The 17,341-nt window shown below is 69.8% G+C and carries 16 protein-coding genes; 11 read left to right on the plus strand and 5 right to left on the minus strand.

Going from position 1 to position 17,341, the window contains the following annotated elements; genetic code table 11:
- Positions 1-264 precede the first annotated feature (264 nt).
- The 6 genes from ABD301_RS24670 (at position 265) to ABD301_RS24695 (ending at position 8,786) form a co-directional block, all read left to right on the plus strand.
- On the plus strand, positions 265-3,003 hold the full coding sequence (locus tag ABD301_RS24670) for a DUF2961 domain-containing protein (RefSeq protein WP_344312851.1): 2,739 nt from the start codon (positions 265-267) through the stop codon (positions 3,001-3,003).
- A 4-nt stretch (positions 3,004-3,007) separates the two neighbouring features.
- Entirely contained in the window at positions 3,008-4,579 is a 1,572-nt protein-coding gene (locus tag ABD301_RS24675) for a sugar ABC transporter ATP-binding protein (protein WP_344312852.1), read from the plus strand.
- A 1-nt stretch (position 4,580) separates the two neighbouring features.
- Positions 4,581-5,753: an ABC transporter permease gene (locus ABD301_RS24680; protein WP_344312853.1), complete on the plus strand. Its 1,173-nt coding sequence runs from the start codon at positions 4,581-4,583 to the stop codon at positions 5,751-5,753.
- Positions 5,750-6,742 (plus strand): substrate-binding domain-containing protein, encoded by a 993-nt coding sequence (locus tag ABD301_RS24685; protein ID WP_163573271.1) that lies wholly within the window; start codon positions 5,750-5,752, stop codon positions 6,740-6,742. The genes ABD301_RS24680 and ABD301_RS24685 overlap by 4 nt, the downstream gene beginning before the upstream one ends.
- A gap of 111 nt (positions 6,743-6,853) precedes the next feature.
- The gene (locus ABD301_RS24690; RefSeq protein ID WP_344312854.1) at positions 6,854-8,059 is read left to right on the plus strand and encodes an MFS transporter; all 1,206 of its coding nucleotides are present in this window, start codon (positions 6,854-6,856) and stop codon (positions 8,057-8,059) included.
- Between the two features lie 4 nt (positions 8,060-8,063).
- On the plus strand, positions 8,064-8,786 hold the full coding sequence (locus tag ABD301_RS24695) for a maleylpyruvate isomerase family mycothiol-dependent enzyme (protein ID WP_344312855.1): 723 nt from the start codon (positions 8,064-8,066) through the stop codon (positions 8,784-8,786).
- Here the strand turns inward: ABD301_RS24695 and ABD301_RS24700 are convergent.
- Positions 8,783-9,052 carry a helix-turn-helix domain-containing protein gene (locus ABD301_RS24700; protein ID WP_163573246.1) on the minus strand — a complete coding sequence of 90 codons (270 nt, stop codon included), beginning with the start codon at positions 9,050-9,052 and terminating at the stop codon, positions 8,783-8,785. The genes ABD301_RS24695 and ABD301_RS24700 overlap by 4 nt on opposite strands.
- 66 nt (positions 9,053-9,118) lie before the next feature.
- On the opposite strand from ABD301_RS24700, the gene map reads away from it, so the two are divergent.
- The 4 genes from map to ABD301_RS24720 all read left to right on the plus strand — a co-directional run bounded on the left by map (position 9,119) and on the right by ABD301_RS24720 (position 11,258).
- Positions 9,119-9,886, plus strand: coding sequence for a type I methionyl aminopeptidase (gene map / locus ABD301_RS24705; protein ID WP_344312856.1), 768 nt, complete (start codon positions 9,119-9,121; stop codon positions 9,884-9,886).
- 82 nt (positions 9,887-9,968) lie between these two features.
- The gene (locus tag ABD301_RS24710; protein ID WP_163573247.1) at positions 9,969-10,346 is read left to right on the plus strand and encodes a VOC family protein; all 378 of its coding nucleotides are present in this window, start codon (positions 9,969-9,971) and stop codon (positions 10,344-10,346) included.
- A gap of 16 nt (positions 10,347-10,362) precedes the next feature.
- Complete coding sequence (locus ABD301_RS24715) at positions 10,363-10,740, plus strand: PadR family transcriptional regulator (RefSeq protein ID WP_344312857.1); 378 nt, start codon at positions 10,363-10,365, stop codon at positions 10,738-10,740.
- Entirely contained in the window at positions 10,737-11,258 is a 522-nt protein-coding gene (locus ABD301_RS24720; RefSeq protein WP_344312858.1) for a VOC family protein, read from the plus strand. The genes ABD301_RS24715 and ABD301_RS24720 overlap by 4 nt, the downstream gene beginning before the upstream one ends.
- Here the strand turns inward: ABD301_RS24720 and ABD301_RS24725 are convergent.
- Positions 11,255-11,578 (minus strand): ArsR/SmtB family transcription factor, encoded by a 324-nt coding sequence (locus ABD301_RS24725; RefSeq protein WP_344312859.1) that lies wholly within the window; start codon positions 11,576-11,578, stop codon positions 11,255-11,257. The two genes, ABD301_RS24720 and ABD301_RS24725, sit on opposite strands and share 4 nt — an antisense overlap.
- Before the next feature lie 98 nt (positions 11,579-11,676).
- Between ABD301_RS24725 and ABD301_RS24730 the strand changes: the two genes are divergently transcribed.
- Entirely contained in the window at positions 11,677-13,146 is a 1,470-nt protein-coding gene (locus tag ABD301_RS24730; protein ID WP_344312862.1) for an MFS transporter, read from the plus strand.
- On the opposite strand, the gene ABD301_RS24735 is transcribed toward ABD301_RS24730, so the two are convergent.
- The 3 genes from ABD301_RS24735 to ABD301_RS24745 form a co-directional block, all read right to left on the minus strand.
- Complete coding sequence (locus tag ABD301_RS24735) at positions 13,040-13,933, minus strand: hypothetical protein (RefSeq protein ID WP_344312863.1); 894 nt, start codon at positions 13,931-13,933, stop codon at positions 13,040-13,042. The genes ABD301_RS24730 and ABD301_RS24735 overlap by 107 nt on opposite strands.
- Before the next feature lie 89 nt (positions 13,934-14,022).
- A complete protein-coding gene (locus tag ABD301_RS24740; protein ID WP_344312865.1) occupies positions 14,023-14,532 on the minus strand; it encodes a hypothetical protein in 510 nt (169 codons plus the stop codon).
- Positions 14,529-17,138 (minus strand): LuxR C-terminal-related transcriptional regulator, encoded by a 2,610-nt coding sequence (locus tag ABD301_RS24745; RefSeq protein ID WP_344312866.1) that lies wholly within the window; start codon positions 17,136-17,138, stop codon positions 14,529-14,531. The genes ABD301_RS24740 and ABD301_RS24745 overlap by 4 nt, the downstream gene beginning before the upstream one ends.
- Positions 17,139-17,341: the final 203 nt, after the last annotated feature.

A 17,341-nucleotide genomic window follows, 5' to 3' on the forward strand; every position in this document is an offset into this window, starting at 1 on the left:
CTTGGTAGGACCTTCTCGGTGCGCCATGAGTCGGTAGCGGCACTCCTTAGTGCTCGATACAGACCCCGGCTGACCAGGAAACGGGGCGGCACGCGCGCGGGTGGGCATGCGTCTTTCGCGGTGAATTCTGGCGATTGCCGCCACTGCCCTCCACGGCTTGCTCGTACGAGAGCCCCTTGACACGGCGTAATCTGGGTCACTAACCTCCGGGAAATCGATTTCTAGCGCATCCCGGAGGGTTCCATGGCGCGGGGCGTACGTCGTTTGACCGCTCTGTCCGCAGTGGTGGCATTGGCGGTGGCCACCGCGTTCGTGCCGGCTAGCCAGCCCGCCACGGCGGCCCCTCCACCGGCCTCCCACGGGCCGATCGGCTGGGACACCTACCGGCACCCGGAGCGGCTTGCCGACATCTCCGGCGACAGCCGGACCTTCCAGTCCTCCAGCTTCGACCGGGCCGGCGGCAACGATGACGGCAACTCGTGGTGCCTGCGGACGACCTCGGCCGGCTGCGTCATCGCGGAGCGGGCCGGCGCCGGGGAGGTGGACTCGATCTGGTTCACCCGCGACGACGGCAACGTGACAGCCACCGGCACGATCACCGTCCAGCTAGACGGCAAGACAGTGCTTTCCGGTTCGCTTCAGGACATCGTGAACGGCGCCAAGGGCGCGCCTTTCGTCTACCCACTTGTCGCCAACGCCGACCAGTCATCCGGCGGTGTCTACCTCAAGGTGCCGATGACGTTCAGCAAGTCGATGCTGATCACGGTCCAGAACAAGCCCGTCTACTACCACGTCACCTACCGCACTTTCGCCGATCCACGGGGAATCCCGACCTTCGATCCGGCCGACCAGGCCACCGACGTGATCGCGAAGCTGAAAGCATCCGGCACGGCCGACCCGAAACCCGCACAGCCGGGGGCTCGTACCCGTACGACCGCGCTGGCGCTGCCCCGCGGCGCGAGTAAGACCGTGACCGCCGGCAGCGGCTCCGGCGCGATCACCGCGCTGACCGTGAAGATCCCGCAGCTCGCCGCCCCCGGCTCGGGCACCAGCGAGATCGCCACCTCCGACTCGATCATGCGTGACACCCGGCTGCGGATCAGCTTCGACGGCCGGCAGACCGTGGACGCGCCGCTCGGCGAGTTCTTCGGCACCGGCCTGGGGCTCTATCCCGTACGAGCGATGATGTTCGGCGCCGACCCGGCCACCAAGACGTTGTCCGCCTGGTGGCAGATGCCCTACCGGTCGAGCGCCACGGTCACGTTGGTCAACGACTCGCTGGTCGCGATCAACGGCGCCCAACTGTCTGTCACCACCGCGGCCAGCCCCGCGTCCGCGCAGCTCGGCGCGGACGGCTCCACCGGCTACTTCCACGCCGCCAGTGACCGGACCATCGAGACGCCCGGCCAGGACCACACCTTCGTGGACACCATCGGGCACGGCCGGGTGGTCGGGGTCACCGAGACCATGGAAGGCCTCGCCCAGGACGCCGGCCGCGGCTACCTCGAGGGCGACGAGCGGCTGTTCGTGGACGGCTCGGTGAGCCCGCAGATGTCCGGCACCGGCACCGAGGACTTCTACGAGTCCGGCTGGTATTTCAATCGAGGCACCGACACGAACCCGTTCAACGGCGATCCCGCGCACGAGAACCGCGGCCTCGGCTGCGTGTACGACTGCACTGGCGCGTACCGGCTGATGCTCACCGAAGGCGCGCAGTACGGCTCGTCCGTCCGGTTCGGCATCGAGCACGGCGCGTACGACACGGATCCGGCGATCTATGGCTCCACGACGTACTACTACGCCCAGGACAAGAATGTGATGCGCCAGACCGACTCGCTCACCGTCGGCGACACTGGCAGCGAGAGCGCCCATCAGTACAAGTCGACCAACCCCGGCGCGGTGACCGCGGTGTCCAGCGGCTACGAGGGTTACGACCGCACCCAGCCGGCTGTCACTCGCGGCATCCGGGCCACCGCCGGGCCGGTCAGCTTCCAGCTGGCGGTCGCGCGGGACAACCGGGGCGTCGAACTTCGCCGTACGTCCGACCAGAACCAGGGCTACCAAAGCGCGACTGTGAGTGTGAACGGCATCGCGGCCGGGACCTGGACGCAGCCCCTGAGCAACCAGGGTTTGCGCTGGCTGGACGACAGCTTCGAGCTGCCCGCCGCGCTGACCGCCGGCCGCTCATCGATCACCGTGACACTGACGCCGGCGGCCGGCTCCGCCGCCTGGACCGCGGCCTCCTACGCGGCGGTCTCGGACGTACCAGCCACTGTGGACAGCCGGGCACCCAGCGCCACTCTCGGGCTGCACGCGGCCGGTACGGACACCAACAGCATCAACGTCACCTGGCTGCCCGCCACTGACGACACGTACGCGCCGCAGTACCAGGTGTACGGCTCCACCACCCCGAACTTCACCGCCGCCGGCTCCACTCTGCTGACTACCACGCCGTTGCTTTCGTACGCCCACGGCGATCTCGGCACCAAACAGACCTGGTATTACCGGGTCCGGGCGGTGGACGCGGCCGGTCACGCCGGCCCGCTGTCGGCACTGGTCAGCGCGGTCACCGGCAACAAGCTCCGGGTCGAGGCGGAGTCGATGCCGGTCGTCTCGGCCACCGCCCCGATCGGCCCACAGGGCGACTGCTGCAACGTCCATTGGTCGAACGGTTCGCAGCTGTGGTTCACCGCGAAGTCGGCGCCGCAAAACGCGGTCCTGCAGTTCAGTGTCTCGACGGCTGGCACGTACGACCTGTCGATGGTGCTGACAAAGGCGGTCGATTACGGCATCGTGACCTTCGCTCTGGACGGTACGACGATGGGCGAACCTGTTGACGGCTACAACGCGGGGGCCGTGGTGATCACGCCACCCCTGTCCTATGGACAGCACCAGCTCAGCGCCGGTACCCACACGCTGACGATGACGGTCACCGGCAAGAACGCGTCGGCGGCGGGCTACTTCGCTGGCCTGGACTACCTCGACCTGACGCAGGCGACCTGACCCGATGCCCGAGAGCAACTCCCCGATCCTGGCGATGCGTGACATCGCCAAGTCCTTCCCGGGCGTACGGGCCCTGACCGGCGTGTCCATGGACGTACGCGCCGGTGAGGTGCACGCCCTGCTCGGCGAGAACGGTGCCGGCAAGTCGACGCTGTGCAACATCCTGTCCGGCGTCTTCACCGAATACGCCGGCAGCATCGAGCTGGCTGGCGAGCGGGCGAACATCCACCACCCCAAAGACGCCCAGTCGCTCGGCATCGGGATGATCCACCAGGAGCTCAACCTGGTGCCAGAGCTGTCGATCGCGGACAACATCTTCCTAGGCCGGGAGCCGCGGACCCGGTGGGGCACGATCAACCGGCCCCTGATGGACGCCGAGTCGCGCCGGCTGCTCGCCGAGCTGGGCCTGCGACTGGACCCGCGGCGGCCGGTGCGTACGTGCCAGATCGCCGAGCAGCAGCTGATCGAGGTCGCCAAGGCGCTGTCGCTGAACGTCCGCGTACTGATCATGGACGAGCCGACATCCGCACTGGCCGACGCTGAGGTGAAACTGCTGTTCGCGGTGATCCGCCGGCTGGTCGCCCGCGGGGTCGCGGTCATCTACATCTCGCACCGGCTCGAGGAGTTGTACGAGATCGCCGACCGGGTGACGGTGCTGCGCGACGGCGGCTACATCGGCACTCGCGAGATGGCGGCGACCGATCGCGCCGAGCTGATCCGGATGATGGTCGGCCGGCCACTCGGCGAGATTTTCCAGCACTCCGCCAAAATCTCCGCCGGAGCCGAGCGGCTGCGAGTGACCGGCCTGTCGCTGGCGGCCGACCCGCGGGCCGGCCGGGTGGCGCTGCACGATGTTTCGCTGTCCGTACGGGCCGGCGAGATCGTCGGGCTCGCCGGCCTGATGGGCGCCGGTCGTACCGAGGTGCTGGAGGCGATCTTCGGCGTCTTCGGCACGCGCGCGATCCGCGGGTCGCTGGCGCTGGACGGGAAACCGTATCCACCGCGGTCGCCGGAGGAAGCCATCCGCAGAGGTGTCGCGCTGGTCGCCGAGGACCGCAAGACGCAAAGTCTGGTGCTGTCGAACACCGTACGGTTCAACGCCAGTCTGGCTTCGCTGAAGCGGTTCCGCCGCTGGTCCGGGGTGGACGCGAAAGCCGAGCGCAAGGCGGTCGCGGAGCAGGTCGCCAGCCTGCGGGTGAAGACGCCGAGCCTCGCGAGCATGGTGGCGAACCTGTCCGGCGGGAACCAGCAGAAGGTCGTACTGGCCAAGTGCCTGCTGACCAAGCCGACCGTGCTGTTGCTCGATGAGCCGACCAGGGGCATCGACGTGGGCGCGAAGGCGGAGATTTCCGAGCTGGTCAACAAGTTGGCGGCCGCCGGCACCGGCATTCTGATGGCCTCTTCCGAGCTGCCGGAGCTGCTGGGCACGTGCGACCGGATCATCGTGCTCTGCGAGGGTCGGGTTACCGCGGAGCTCGATCGGGCGGAGGCCACCCAGGAGCGGATCCTGGCGGCGGCGATGGCCCGGCAGGTCGTCCTCGCCGAAGATATGTCCAGCACTGGAAAGGAAACATAGCGTGGCGGGCACCCAGACGACCGCGACCGCGGTCGCCGAGAAACCAGTCGGAGCCGAGCGGTGGAAACGGGTGCTCTCCACCCTGGGCTCGCTGCAGGGTTACGTGGGGCTGGCGTTGGTGCTGATCCTGGGCATCAGCACCAAGGGCGGCATCTTTCTCAGCCAGTCGAACATCACCAACGCGGTCGGCGCCTTCGCGTCCCGGGGCATCCTCGCGGTCGGTGAGACGCTGGTGATCCTGGCCGCCGGCATCGACCTTTCGGTGGGGTCGATGTTGGGGCTTTCGTCGATGGTGGCGGCGATGTTGCTCGTACAGGCGGATCTGCCGCCGGTGCTGATCCTGCCGGTGTGTGTGGTCGCCGGGGCGGTGATGGGCTTCTGCAACGGCGCCGGTTCCACCTGGCTGCGCATCCAGCCGTTCGTCATGACACTGGCGACGTTGTCGGTCTTTCGTGGGCTGGACCGGCAGATCAGCAACAACGTCAGTGTGGGCACCCAGATCGTTGGGCCGACTGGCAAACTGTCCGCGCACTCCGACCAGTTCCAGCTGTTCGGTACGCCCGGCCACAATTTGTTTAGCGGTATACTCGGCGCCGGTGTCTACTATCCGGTCCTGGCCTTCGTCATCACCTGCGTGGTTTTTCAGTTGATCCTCTCCAAAACCACGTTCGGTCGGCATATTTACGCGGTCGGCGGGAACGAGACAGCGGCCAGGCTGTCCGGCATCAACGTCAACCGGGTGAAGATCGCGGTGTTCACCATCTGCGGCCTGCTCGCCGGTTTCGCCGGCCCGATCGACGCGGCGTACAGCGCGTCGGCCGATCCGCTCGCCGGCGGCGGGTACGAGCTGGACGTGATCGCCGCGGTGGTGATCGGCGGCGCCGCGCTGGCCGGTGGCCGGGGCAGCATCATCGGCACCTTCGTCGGTGTCCTGATCCTCACCCTGCTGGACAACGTGCTCGGCCTGAACGCTGTCAGCGACAACCTGCAGCTGATCATCAAGGGCCTGATCGTGGTCGTCGCGGTCGTGCTGCAGCGGCCGGACCTGATCACCAGCTTCGCCGGCTTCATCCGGCGAACATTCGGCCGCGGTGGCGGGGACCTAGCCACCGCCGCGGTTTCCACAGCGGCGCCCGGTCCGTCGGGCGGCAAGAACACTGGGAGAAAGTCGTGATCCGTATCAGCATCGGTCGCCTCGCCGTCGCGGCGACCGCCCTCGTGCTCGTGGCCGGTTGTGCGTCCACCACGGGCAGCAGTGGCGCACCCGCCAGCAACGGCGCCGGGCAGCAGTTCGTCGTCGGCTATTCCCAGTCGAACAACGCCGAGCCGTACCGGGCCCAGCTGAACCTGCAGCTGGAGCACTACATCAAGCAGTATCCGAACCTGAAGCTGCTGCCGATCGCGGACGCGGCACAAGACTCCGGCCGGCAGGTGTCGCAGGTGCAGCAGTTCATCCAGCAGAAGGTGAACGCGCTGATCATCTCGCCGAACGAGCCGGCCCCGCTCGCGGCGGCCGTCCAGCAGGCCTGCGCGGCGAAGATCCCGGTGATCGTGCTGGACCGTTCGGTCAACTCCGACTGCTACTCCGCGTTCATCGGCGGCGACAACTTCGCCGCCGGGCAGAAGGCCGGTCAGCTGGCCGCGCAACTGCTGCCCAACGGCGGCAATGTGGTGGAGCTGCAGGGCATCCTGTCCGACCAGCCGCAGATCGACCGCGACCGCGGCTTCCGGGACGGCATCAAGAGCAACCCGAAGGTCAAGATCCTCGCCAACCGGGAAGCCAAGTGGCTCAAGGACAACGCCACCACGATCACCAACCAGTGGCTGGCCCAGGGCCTGAAGGTCGACCTGGTGTACGGGCAGAACGACCCGATGGCGCTCGGCGCGTACCTGGCGGCCGCGTCCGCCGGCAAGCAGAAGTCCATCAAGTTCATCGGCACCGACGGCCTCGCGATCCCGGACGGCGGCATCCGCGCGGTCCAGCTCGGCCAGCTGTCCGGCACCTTCATCTACCCGACCTGCGCCAAGGAAGCCGCTGACACCGTCGAGGCGCTGATGACCGGCAAGAAGGTCGAGAAGAAGACCACCCTGTCCATCGAGGCGGTCACGCCGGCCAACGCGGCCACGCTCTACCAGCAGTACGACTTCTCCAACAAGAAGTAGGTTTCCCGTTCGCCCGAGGGTTGGCCGAGATGAGGCATCGCGGCCAACCCGGGACGTTGGGCGGCACTGTTAGGTTTCCTCTGTGAATTTCGTTGAGCCTGGCCGTACGACGTGCTGACAGCGGTTGTACGCAATACCCGGCCCATCCGGGATGTGCTGCGTACGGCCGGGGTGCCGCGGCTGCTGGCGGCCGACCTGATCGGGCGGCTGCCGACCGGAATGGCCGCGCTCGCGTTGGTGCTGCTGGCCCGCTACCGAGGCGCTGACTACACCCTCGCCGGGCTGCTGGCTGGCGGTTTCGCGGTCGGACAGGCGATCGGTGGTCCGGTGCTGGCGCGGCTGGTCGACCGTACGCGGCAGCCGCCGGTGCTGGTCGGGGCCGCGTTCGTGGCGGCGATCGCGTTCGGGGCGTTGGCATTCATCGATCTCGCCGGCCAGCCCATCGTCGCGATCGCGCTGGTGGTGCTCGCTGGGGCCGCGACACCGCCGCTGGAGCCGTGCCTGCGTGCCCTTTGGTCGCTGCTGCTCCCGGACCAGCGAGCCGTGCACGCCGCGTACTCACTCGACGCAGCCGCCCAGGAGTTGCTGTTCGTCGGGGGCCCACTGGTCGTGGTCGCCTCGGTCTCGGTTTTCGGTGGTACGGCGGGGATCCTGGTCGCCGCCGCGGTCGGCCTGGTCGGTGCGGCCTGGTTCGCCACCGCGGGTCCGGCGCGGCGGTGGCGAGGCGCGCCGGGCGAGCGGCACTGGGCCGGCGCGCTCCGGTCGGGCCGGCTCGCGCGGCTGCTGGTCATGCTGGTGTTCGCCGGCGGCGCGGTCGGCACCTTCACCGTCGCGGTCACTGCCTTCGCCGAGCAGGCCGGCGTACGGCCGGCCGCCGGTTGGCTGGTCACCGCGAACGGCCTCGGCGCCCTGATCGGCGGCCTGGTCTATACGGCGGTCCCGGCCGGCCGGGATCCGTCCGCTCGGTTGCGCCTCCTCGCTGGCTGCCTGGCGCTGGGCTTCCTGCCACTGGCGCTGACCCCGAACGTCTGGATCGGCCTGCCTCTGGCGGTCCTCAGCGGCCTGTTCCTGCCGCCGGTACTGGCCTGCGCATTCATCCTGGTGGATCAGCTCGCGCCGCCGGGTACGGTCACCGAGGCCTTCGCCTGGGTGGTGACGGCGTTCTCGGTCGGCTACGCCACCGGCTCGGCCGTCGCCGGTTATCTCGCCGACCACGTGGGCGCCGCGGCTGGCCTCTGGGCGGCGGTCGCCGGCGGCGTACTCGCCACCCTGGTCTCCGTCCCCCGGTTCGCCCCCGCGATGTCCCAGGAAGGCTAAACACGTGCATCTGTCCGAGATTCGAGCCAGGTCAACAGCGCTGCGACAGGCGGTCGCGGCAGCACCCGACCTGCAGGCGAGAGTGCCGGGCTGTCCCGACTGGTCACTGCGCAACCTGGTCGATCATCTGGGCCAAGTGCAGCGATTCTGGGCTGTGGTGGTCCAGCAGGGTACGAGCGACAGGCGCCCCACGGAGGACGCGGTGGACCGCCGTGAGCCTCACGGCGACCTCGTCGAGTGGTCCGCAGAGTCCACCGAGCTGCTCGTCGCGGCGCTCAGTACGGCCGAACCGGACCAGCCCTGCTGGTCCTGGTGGCCGGCCGAGGCCGCTCCGTTGACGGCCGGCGCGATAGCCCGCCATCAAGTCGTCGAAGCCGCGGTGCACGCGTACGACGCCCAGGAGACCATCGGCAAGCCGGAGCCGATCCCGGACGCGGTCGATCTGGTGGCCGAGTTCCTGGAGGTCTCGTACGGCTCGGCCGGCGAATGGCCGCATGAGCCGACGCGGGTTGCTGTTCGTACGACGCAAGGCCCGTCCTGGCAGGTCGGCCTAACCGCGACGGGCTCAGCGATCACCACCGACGATCACGAGTCCGCGAAGATGACGCTCAGCGGTTCGGCGAGCGACCTGCTTTTGGCTCTGCATCTCAGGATTCCAGCGGATCGGCTAAAAGTCGAGGGCGACGGTCAGGTGGTACGTGACCTGCTCGCCTGGCCCTCACTTTAGGCCGGAACCTGTCGTACGGGTGCGGGCTCGGCGCAGTGCTCGGCGAGGGTGTCCAGCGGGATGTCCAGGGCGGTCGCCAGCGCGGCCACGGTGAAGAACGCCGGTGTCGGCACCCGGCCGGTCTCGATCTTGCGGAGTGTTTCGGCGGACAGCCCGGCGGCCGCCGCGACCTCCGGCATACTGCGGTCTCCGCGAGCTTGCCGGAGCAGCGCTCCCAACCGCTCGCCGCGCTGCCAGTCGAGCCGGGTGAGGGGTGCGCGAACCATGACCGTGATACTAATACCGGTATAGTTATTGGGTCCAGTGGTGACGGGTAGAAGGAGTGCGGCGACGTGGTCGAGCAGAAGACCGAGGCTGAGTTGGCGGCGATGCGCGAGGCCGGCCGGGTGGTGGCCAACGCGCTGGCCGCGGCCCGGGAGGCGGCCAGCATCGGCGTCAGCCTGAAGGAGTTGGACGAGGTCGCCCATGCCGTCATCAAGGACGCCGGCGCCACCTCGCCGTTCCTGAACTACCACCCGCAGTGGGCGCCGACGCCCTTCTCCGGGGTCATCTGCGCGTCTGTCAACGACGCCATCGTGCACGGCATCCCCGGCCACTACCGGCTGGCCGACGGTGACCTCGTCAGCATCGACTGCGGCGCGACCCTCAACGGCTGGACCGGTGACGCCGCGATCAGCTTCCTGGTCGGTACGCCCCGACCCGGCGACGCCGAACTGCTGGCCACCACCGAGCGCGGCCTCGCGGCCGGCATCGAGGCCGCGGTGGCCGGCGGCCGGCTCGGGGACATCTCACACGCGATTGGGCAGGTCGGCCGGTCCGCCGGCTACGGCATCCCCTCCAACTTCGGCGGTCACGGGATCGGCCGGGAGATGCATGAGGACCCGTTCATCGCCAACGAAGGCCGCGTCGGCCGCGGTCTGCGTCTGCAGGTCGGGCAGGCCTTCGCGATCGAGCCGATGTTCATCGCCGGTGGCGTCGACGACTACACGATGGCCCCGGACGGCTGGGCGCTACACACCTCGGACCGCAGCCGCGCGGCCCACTTCGAGCACTCCATCGCCATCACCAAGGACGGCCCGGTCATCCTCACCCTTCCCTGACCCGACGAAGCGCTGGTAAGTGTTATCCATCTCGGATAGTATCCGCATGCGATAGTATCCACGATGGTTCTAGGAGCGACAAATGATCACGAGCATTGGCGTGCATGTCCACTACGTCTCCGACCAGGAGGTCGCCCGCGACTTCTTCGTCGACAAGCTCGGCTTCACTCCGCACACCGACGCGGAGATGAGCCCGGGCCGACGCTGGATCGAGGTGGCCACCCCGGCCGGCGACCGGATCAACCTGTTCCCGGTCCAGGACGGCTTCGAACACTTCCTCGGCAAGAGCTCCACCTTCACCCTGCTGTGCGACGATGCCCAGAAGACGTATGACGAACTCAAGGCCGCCGGGGTGCCGGTCGAAGGGCCGTTCAAGGAGCCGTGGAGCACGTGGGTGAAGGTCACCGACCCGGACGGGAACGACTTCGTCATCGGCGAGGTCTCCCAACAGAACAACTGACCCACGTGGGCCGGGGATGACGCCGGCGATCTTCGCCCTGCTGCTCGCCCTCGCTGGCGGCGAGCAGCACGGGTACGCGCTGATGTCGGACGTGGAGGCCTTGACCGGCGGCCTGATCCGGCTGGGCCCGGGCACGCTCTACCGGTCGCTGCAGCGGATGCGGGTAGACGGGCTGATCGTGGAGATCGAGGACACCAACGACTCCGGGCATATCGACGGCGACTCGTACGACCGTCGCGGCGAGCGGCGCCGGTCATACCGACTCACGGACCGCGGCCGGGAAGCCGCCGCCGAAGAAGCCGGCCGGCTGTCCGTGCTGGTCGCGGCGGCCGAGTCCCGTGGCATCAGGGCGTTGGAGACCCGTACGGACCACACCGAAAGGCACGCCGGATGACCGCCGCCGACCTCGCGCCGGAGGAGTTCCCCGGCGTCACCCCGCACCTGGTCGTGCGCAGCGTCGCCGAGGCGGTCGCGTTCTACCAGCGCGCTTTCGGGGCGGACGAGCTGCAGCGCCAGTCCGGCCCGGACGGCCGGATCTGGCACTGCGAGCTGTTGGTGGCCGGCGGCCGACTGCTGTTGGTTGAGGAGTTCCCGGACATGGGGATGCTGGCTCCGGAATCGATCGGCGGCACCCCGGTCATGCTGCACATCTTCGTCACCGACGTGGACGGCACCTTCGACCGGGCTGTCGAGGCCGGCGCGGAGCCGGCGATGAAGCCGCTCGACACCTTCTGGGGCGACCGGTACGCGCAGGTCATCGACCCACTGGGACACCGCTGGTCCTTCGGTCGGCGTACTGACGACCTGTCCACCGAGGACACCGCGGCCCAAGCGCGCCGGTGGAGCGCCGAGCGCGGTCACCCGGCGAGTCCCGCCGACGTGCCGGAATCCGACCGTCCCTGGAGCCGTTAAGCAGGCTCATCCCCGTCGGGCATGGCGTCAAGGTGCTGCTCGAGGGCGTCCAGGCGGTCCGACCAGAGCCGCCGGTACGGCGACAGCCACGCGTCGATCTCCTGCAGCGGCTCCGGACGAAGCTCGTACCAACGGCGTTGGGCCTCCTGCCGCACCCGTACGAACCCGGAGTCGCGGAGCACCTTCAGGTGCTTGGAGGTCCCCGGCTGGGTCAGCCCCAGCTGGTCCACCAGCTCGTTCACCGAGCGCGGACGCTCCAGCAGCAGATCCAGGATGCGTCGCCGGCTGGGCTCGGCGAGTACGTCGAAGGTTGTCGGCACGACCAAAATATACTCTAGGGGAAATATATCCTCAAGGTCATGTTCCGGCGTGACGGGTTCATGCGCGTACGCGCAACCCCACCTGCCAAGCTGTCGCCATGACCTCGCTGCGCCTGTCTGACCGCGCCGGTCGCGGTGTGCTGTTGGCCACCGTGCTCGCGTCCGGCATGGCCTTCCTGGACAGCACGATCGTCAACGTGGCACTCCCCCGGATCGGCCACGACCTGACCGCCAGTCTGGCCGATCTCCAGTGGACGATCAACGCGTACACGCTGACGCTGGCCGCCCTGGTGCTGATCGGCGGGGTGTTGGGCGACCGGTATGGCCGACGGAAAGTCTTCCTGATCGGGGTCGTCTGGTTCACGCTCTCGTCCATGCTGTGCGGCATCGCCCCATCGGTGCCCCTGCTGATCGCCGGACGGGCCCTGCAGGGCATCGGCGCGGCCCTGCTCACGCCCGGCTCGCTCTCGCTGATCCAGTCGTCCTTCGTGCCGGAGGAGCGGGCCAAGGCGATCGGCGCCTGGGCGGGCCTGGGCGGGGTCGCCGGCGCGATCGGGCCGTTCATCGGCGGCTACCTGGTCGACACCTGGTCGTGGCGGTTCGCCTTCTACCTGAACGTGCCGCTCGCCGCGTTGGTCATCTTCGCGACCCTTCGGTGGGTGCCGGAAAGCCGCGCCGACGAGGTCGAACCAGGCGCTGGCGGCCGGTTCGACGTCGGCGGCGCGTTGCTCGGCGCGATTGGGCTGGGCGGCGTCACGTACGCGCTGGTGGAGGCACCGGGGCAAGCGGGAACGGTAGCCGTCTGGGCGGCCGCCGTCATGGGGGTGGCGGCGCTCGCCGGTTTCGTCTGGGTGGAACACCGCGAACGCCATCCGATGCTGCCGCCGCAGGTGTTCGCCTCCGCGCAGTTCTCCGCGATCAACGTGGTCACGCTGTTCGTCTACGCCGGCCTGTCCGGGGTGTTCTTCTTCCTGGTCCTGCAGTTGCAGGTGGTGGCCCGGTTCTCCGCATTGCAAGCGGGCGTCTCGCTGTTGCCGATGACCGTGGTGATGCTCGCTTTCTCGTCCCTGTCCGGCTCCCTCGCGCAGAAGATCGGACCACGGATCCCGCTGGTCGCCGGGCCGCTGATGGGCGCCGCCGCGGTGCTGCTGATGCTCCGGATCGGCCCCGGCGCCTCGTACGTCTGGGACGTGCTGCCGGCCGTGACGCTGATGGGCTTGGGCATGACCACGGTCGTGCCACCGCTGACCTCGACCGTGCTGGCGGTGGTCGCGGACCGCTACTCGGGCGTTGCCAGCGGGGTCAACAACGCCGTTTCGCGGGCCGGCGGGTTGTTGGCCGTGGCCGCGTTGCCGCTGGTCGTCGGGTTGTCCGGCGCCTCTTACCAGAACGCGGGAGCGCTCAACGGCGGCTTCCGGACGGCGATGATGGTGTGCGCCGCACTGTTCGCCCTCGGCGCGGTTATCGCGCTTGTTTTCGTCCGCGGAAAAGCCGCCACCCCGCCGCCGGAGCGGCATCGCTGTTCGGTGCTGACACCGATGGAGCCGGGGGTACGTACCCAGCACTGACCGGTGGCACGCTGCCGGCCTCCGAGACATACCAGGTGGTCCGGGGCCTGATCGGCCGGCCGGTGCGCTCGGGCCGCCGGCCGGACTGGTCGCCGTTGGTCAGCCGGGCGTCCGGCGAGGCGATGAAGTCGATCACCGAGAGCAGCCCGGACATGGTCCGTTCGAAGCTGGGGCTCACCGTACCCACCGCACTCGCGACCTCGCCATAGTCGGCGAGCGCGGACGCCAGCGACACCTCGTCCAGCCGTACGGTCACCGGGAGCAGCCGCTCCAGGCCGCCCTGGCCGAAGTCGATCAGCAGCCGCAGCTCCGGTCGGTCACTGCGGAAGTTGTACTCGAGGTGGGCGTACGCGGCGTCAGCGCCGAGGTGCTCACGCAGGCCGGTGACGTGCACGCACCACTCGGGCAGGTTCATGAACCGGTCGAGCGTGGGCAGGTCGGCCCGCGCCGAGGTCCAGAGCTGGTCGACCAGCCGCGGTTCCAGCGTGTACACCGTGCGAGCGAACCGCCAGGAGTAGTACGCGGCTACCGCGCCAACCGGAGGCGGCGGGGCGTTGCGGCCATCGAAGTCGGCCGCTGGCTGCGCCACCACCCGGGCAGCCCCGCGAGCGATCGGCAGCAGGCACCATTTCGGCCAGTGACCGGAGTCCTCCAGCCGTACCAGGTCCAGGTCCCGCCACGCCCGCGGCCAGGCCGACACCACGTCGGCTTCCAGCTCGTCCGCGCGTTGGAGAGCAGTCTGCGTGTCCGGGTAGCCCATCGCCGAAATCTTGCCATCGCTACTCACCGTCCCCGGCCCCACCCCATCGCGAACCGGACGTTTTCGCTGTGGTTCGCCGCGTGTCGACAGCTAAAACGTCCGGTTAGTAGGGGTGTTCAGTCGCGGCGGCGGACGTATTCGACGACGGCGGCGCGGGTGCTGGCCACGTTGAAGACCTTGCGGGTGTGCGCGATCCGGCGGTTGGCCGTACGCAGGGACAGGAACTCGGCCTCGGCGGCGGCGGCGATCGACTCACCGTCGGCGAGGCGGTCCAGCAGAGCGCACTCCTCGACGGTGAGGCCGGGCACGGACGGCGTGTCGTCCTCGGTGGGCGCGTCGCCGACCGGGCCAACCCGGCGCAGGTCGTCGAGCAGGGCCCGGCCGGTGGTACTGCGCGGATCGACGATGGCGACCACGCCAACGCCCCGGGCGGCGGCCAGTACGACCGCGCCGACGTCGTCGGAGTCCTCAACCGGGCCGGAAAAGACCAGCTTCTTGCGAGTCAGGTCCCACGGCTCGGGCGGCATCACGAAGCCCGTACCGACTGTCCAGCCCTGCTTGGTGAGCCGGCGCAGCACGCCGGCCGCGGCCGACTGGGTCTCCACCACGTGTAGCGGTTGCGTCATGGCCGCTCGTCACCCAGTTCGGCGGCGACCAGCGCGGCCGCCTCGGTGCGGGTACGGGCGCCGAGCTTGCGCATGCCGGACCGTACGTGCGTCTCCACGGTCTCCCGGGACAGTCCCAGCCGGGTAGCGATCCGGCGGGTCGACTCGCCCTGAGCGACCAGCTGCAGCACCTCGGTCTCGCGGGCCGAAAGCGGACTGCTGCGCGGGCCGAGCCGGGGACGTTCGTCCAGGTTGCGCTGTGCGACCCGGCCATGCGCGACATAGCGGCGAAGGGCCTTGCGGACCCGCCCCAGCAACACCACCAGGCCAGCCGTCTCGGCCGCGATCTCGGCGGCCAGCAGGGCTGGTACGGCCGCGTCCGGCGGGTCGGGAGCGACCATCACCCCCAGCAGCGCCCGGATCTCCTCCCGGACCACCCGCTGGTGCCAGGCGCTCGCAGCCTGGTTGAACTCCGACGACGACGGCCAGCCGCCGGCCGCCCGGTTCCACGCCCGCAAGGTCGCGGCGGCCGCCTCGGCCGGCGGCTGCAGCGCGGTGGCGAGGCGGCCGGTGTCCTTGGCGTGCGCACCGACCGCGCCGGCGGCTCGCTCGTACGCGGTCCAGTGTTCGGTGATCTCGGCGAGGCCCAGCAGCAGGGCGGACTGCCGGATCGCGGCGGCCTCCTGGTCGCCGGAGGGCTCCACCACTCCGTCCAGCCAGGCGACTTCCTGGCCCACCCACGCGAGCGCCTCCGCCGGCACTCCGCTGACCACCATGCCTTCGGGCAACCCGCCAGACAGCCGGCCACGGGCCAGTCCGAGAGCGCCCGAGTCCGCCGCCGCCAAACATCCAGCGGCCAGTGCGTACGCCCGCGCGCGCCCGGGCAGCGAACGATCCAGCAGGTCGGTGGCCCGACGTACCACGTCGTCCAGCGCCTCGCCGCGCAACGCCGACACCCACAGCCCCAGCGCGACGAACCGGGACTCCCAGCTGTACGCGCCGTCAACCGCACACCGCTGGGCGCCGGCTTTCGCGGCCGGGCCAGCCTCGCTGGTGTCGCCGTCGGCGGCCAGCGTCTCGGCCAGCACCCACCGGCACCACCGCTCATCCGCGGTCCGCCCGGCCACCTCGCAAGCCTTCGCGGCCGCGTCCAGCGCCGCCGCCCAGCCGGCCTCCCGGCCAGTCGCGGCGGCGATCGCCAGCGCGGCGGCCACCGCCGGCGGATGGGCGGTGGCATCGCCGAAATGGGCGTGCGCGGCCGCGGTGGCGGTGCCGACCGCGACGGCATCGCCCACCCCGACGGCCGCGAGGATGCGGACCCTGTGCAGGTCCGCGAGCAGGTCGACCGGCAGCCCGGCGGTCTCTCCGAGGGCGTTCCGGAACACCTCGGTAGCGGCCAGCGCGGCCGCCGGGTCGCCGGCCTGAAGAAAGGCCTCCGCCTTCAGGACGCCTTGTTCAGCGCGCAACGCCGGAGTCGTCAGGTTGGTCTCGGGCAGGCTCTCCAGCGCTCGTACGGCCGCGTGGTAGCGCCCAACAGCAAGCGCAGCAGCCACCGCGTCCAGTCGTACCCGAGGTGGCACGTCGACACCGGTCAGCCCGGCCGCCAGCAGCAGACTGGCCGCTCGTTCCCCGTCGGTGGTGGCCTGACCGGCGGCCACCACCGCTTGGTCGAAGGCGCTCTGAGCAGCACCGGCAGCGGCGTAGTGCCGAGCCGACTCGGCCGGTGCACAGAATTGCGCCAGCCGGGCGTGCAGAGCAGCGCGGTCCGCCGCGGGCAAGATACCGGCGGCGATCTCGGCGACGCAAGGCGCCACCGGAGCTACCATCATGCCGTCCTGGGCGACCGCGCCTTCTTGAGTGACCGTGCCTTCCTGGACGGCTAAGCCGGCCTCTACGAGCTCGCCGACGCCGGGTCCCAGCCGGCTCGCCAGCTCCGGCCGGCCGAGCAGGCCCAGGGCCGCGATCGCGGTACGGGCCGGGCGGCGGAGTTGGGCGACCGCGTCGGCGATGGCCCGCTCCAAGTCGTCGGCCCGGGAGGGCGCGGACCGGCCGAGCTCGGTTTGGGAGAGGTTGCCGCCGGCCCGTACGGCCCGCCGGGCCAGCACCTGGACCGCCAGCGGCATCCCGCCGGCTCGCTCGACCACCGCGGCGATCGCGGCCGCCGACAGCTCCGGCGCGGTCTTCTCCGCCAACCCCGACGCCGCCTCGTCGGTGAGCGGCGGGACGGTCACCCACGCCCGTGCGGCCGCCCGCAACGCTCTGAAGACTTCGGCGGGCAGGTTGTTCGGCGTCCGCAAGGCGGCCAGCACCCGTACGTGCTCGGTCAGCCTTGGTAGCACCGCCAGCGTGAGGCCGTCGGCCCACTGGAGGTCGTCCAGCACGAGCAGACCGTCCTTGACCCGCGCTCTCACGGCCTCCACGGCCAGGTCCACGTCGGACTCCGGCAGCCGGGCCCGGATCGCGCGGCTCAGAGCGACCCCCGGCACATGCCGTAGGCTGGCCAGCCCGCCGCCCCGGAACACCGTCCCGGCGGCGGCGGACGCCAGCGAGGTCAAGAGGGTCGTCCGTCCGACGCCTGGAGCGCCCGTCACCACGACGAGTCCGGGCTGCTCAGGAGCGGTAGGCATGGTTACGGGCTGTGGTGTGGTCGGCACGCCGGTCACCTACCTCCCCCCGGGTGGCACGAACATGGGATGGTGCCCGAGAAGGATAGTTCTAAGGTCGTATCCGTATCCCACCCGCACCACAGTGAGATCCACTTTCGTCGAGAGGCTCTGGCGGTATGCCGTACAACGTTGTTGATACCAGCTCGGTTCGTACGGACCGAGCC

Origin of the sequence: Fodinicola feengrottensis, assembly GCF_039530045.1 — a bacterium.
Classification (GTDB): Bacteria; Actinomycetota; Actinomycetes; order Mycobacteriales; family HKI-0501; genus Fodinicola; species Fodinicola feengrottensis.